At 46.6% G+C, this 2,691-nt stretch carries 4 protein-coding genes; all 4 read left to right on the plus strand.

Translation table 11 applies throughout. The features are described from left to right. The coding region (lgt, locus tag BLT_RS0102770) for a prolipoprotein diacylglyceryl transferase (RefSeq protein WP_017726291.1) at positions 1–502 on the plus strand (502 nt) is incomplete at its 5' end. A 26-nt stretch (positions 503–528) separates the two neighbouring features. After that, positions 529–1,482, plus strand: a complete 954-nt coding sequence (locus BLT_RS0102775; RefSeq protein ID WP_017726292.1) for a nucleoside recognition domain-containing protein — start codon at positions 529–531, stop codon at positions 1,480–1,482. After that, positions 1,472–2,119 (plus strand): pyrophosphatase PpaX, encoded by a 648-nt coding sequence (gene ppaX / locus BLT_RS0102780; protein ID WP_017726293.1) that lies wholly within the window; start codon positions 1,472–1,474, stop codon positions 2,117–2,119. Before BLT_RS0102775 ends, ppaX begins: the two co-directional genes overlap by 11 nt. After that, positions 2,116–2,601, plus strand: a complete 486-nt coding sequence (locus tag BLT_RS0102785) for an acyltransferase (protein WP_017726294.1) — start codon at positions 2,116–2,118, stop codon at positions 2,599–2,601. The genes ppaX and BLT_RS0102785 overlap by 4 nt, the downstream gene beginning before the upstream one ends. Positions 2,602–2,691: the final 90 nt, after the last annotated feature.

Genomic DNA, 2,691 nt, shown 5'->3' on the forward strand with positions numbered 1-2,691 from the left:
TGCGGCTCCGAGTATTTTGCTAGGTCAGGCGATTGGTCGCTGGGGCAATTTCGTCAATCAAGAGGTATACGGGGGACCTGTGACGCGGGAGTTTTTAGAAGGACTGTTTTTGCCAGAATTCATTATTAATCAAATGTATATCGATGGTGTATACTACCATCCGACGTTCTTATACGAGTCGATTTGGAACTTGGTCGGTGTTGCCCTGCTTCTCTATTTGCGACGAGTTAACCTGCGAGAAGGAGAAATTTTCCTAAGCTATGTCATTTGGTACTCGATCGGGCGTTTTTACATCGAAGGGATCCGTCTCGATTATTTATTAATTGGCGATGTGTTACGGACGGCGCAAATTGTCTCGGTTCTGCTCATTGTTGGTGCGATTTTTATATGGGTATACCGGAGAATGAAGGGGCTCGCAACGACGCGCTATTTAGATGAGCCTGCCCACACAAATCAAGCAAAAAAAGGGCAAAAGCAAAAGGGAAAAAAGAAAAGGAAGTAACCCCACACTTGGAGAGGATGAATGTGATGGGTATGCTTAAACGAGGATTTCTCGTCGGTCTGCAAACAACGTGGTCACTTGGGAAAATTATTTTTCCAATCACGGTGATTGTTACGATTCTTGGCTACACGCCTGTGCTTGGTTGGATTGCACAGGCTTTAGCTCCAATGATGGGGTGGATTGGCTTGCCTGGGGAGGCGGCGATCCCTTTTGTGTTAGGGAATATTTTGAACCTGTATGCGGGGATTGGTGCGATTTTAACGCTGGAGCTTACTGTTAAGGAAGTGTTTATTTTAGCGGTGATGCTGTCCTTCTCCCATAACCTGTTTGTAGAATCAGCCGTGGCGGCGAAGGTCGGAATTCGCATGTCCGTCGTCCTTGCTGTGCGCTTAGGTCTCGCGTTTTTTTCCGCTTTCCTCATTCATCTGTTTTGGTCTGGTGGACAGGAAATTGCCCAATATGGCCTTGTACCAAGTGCAGGGCAGGAACAAGTGAGTGGCTGGGCTGCGATTGTATGGACAGGAGTGGAAAGTGCGACGATGGGGATTTTGCAGCTGGCTATGTTTGTTATTCCCATCATGATTTTTATTCAAATCATGAAAGAGCTCAACTGGCTGAAGATGTTTTCAAAATGGATGTCTCCGTTTACAAGGGTGCTAGGCATTCGTGAAAATACGTCAACGACACTAGCATCAGGTCTGATTTTTGGGCTTGCGTTCGGCGCAGGTGTCATGATTCAAGCAGCGAAGGAAGATGGCGTAAAGAAGAAGGATTTGTACTTAGTTTTTATTTTCCTTGTTGCCTGCCACGCGGTCGTGGAGGATACCCTCATCTTTATCCCCCTCGGAATTCCTGTATGGCCTTTATTAATCATTCGGGTGATGACAGCAGTCTTGCTGACGATCGCCGTTGCGTACATTTGGAATCGGCTTGAGAAAAATGAAGAAGTGGAGAGAAAGGAAGCGACCTATGAAAATTGATACGATTTTGTTTGATTTGGATGGAACGCTCATTAATACGAACGAGCTCATTATTGCTTCGTTTTTGCATACCTTTGAAACATATTATCCAGGTCAATATACAAGAGAAGATGCCATAGAGTGCATTGGACCGCCTCTTTTTGATAGCTTTCATCGCCTTGATCCTGAAAGGGTCGATGAGATGATTGCAACGTATCGAACTCATAATCATGCTCACCATGATGAGCTCGTTACAGAATATGAAGGGGTTTATGAGACAGTGAAGACGCTTCATGAACAAGGCTTTAAGCTTGCGATAGTGACAACGAAGATTAGGGCAACAGCGAAAAAAGGACTTAAGCTGATGGGGCTCGACCCGTTTTTTGATGTGATTGTTGCCCTTGATGATGTGGAAAAGGCGAAGCCAGACCCAGAGCCTCTTTTAAAAGCGATGGCGCAGCTCGGCTCGTCAAAAGAAACGACGCTCATGGTCGGCGATAGTCCTCATGACATTCTTGGTGGCAAAAATACAGGGGTGAAGACGGCAGTAGTGAGCTGGGCCATTAAAGGGATCGATGTGGTCCGTTCGTATGATCCGGACTATGTGCTTGAGACGATGGATGACTTACTTGACATTGTTGGAGTGAAAACAACGTGAGTCGAAAAACCGAGCGGTACCCTGTGGAAACAGCCAATTCCCTTTGGCACGTCTATAAGACCGTTCCCTTCTGGAAAGTGGTGAAGAATTTCATCGTGATTCAGATTGCCCGTTATACCCCGCTATTGAACGTGAAAAACTGGCTGTATCGGACGTTATTACGAATGAAGGTCGGTGAGGAAACGGCGGTTGCTTTAATGGTGATGATGGACATTATGTATCCTGAGCGAATTTCGATTGGACGGAATACGATCATTGGCTACAATACGACGATTTTGGCTCATGAATACTTGATTAAGGAATACCGCCTCGGAGATGTGAAGATCGGGAATGAAGTCATGATCGGGGCGAACACAACGATTTTGCCAGGTGTCACGATTGGTGATGGAGCCATCATATCGGCAGGAACGCTTGTCCATCGCGATGTCCCAGCTGGCGCCTTCGTCGGCGGTAACCCGATGCAAATCATTCGAGAAAAATAAGCTACGAACAAAAAAAGCACTGCCCCCTTTTTTGGGGGTCAGTGCTTTTTTGTTCGAAGCCGGAGAGCCCGAAGCCGGAGAGCCCGAAGC

It is taken from the genome of Halalkalibacterium ligniniphilum (assembly GCF_000334155.1).
GTDB lineage: Bacteria > Bacillota > Bacilli > Bacillales > Bacillaceae_D > Halalkalibacterium > Halalkalibacterium ligniniphilum.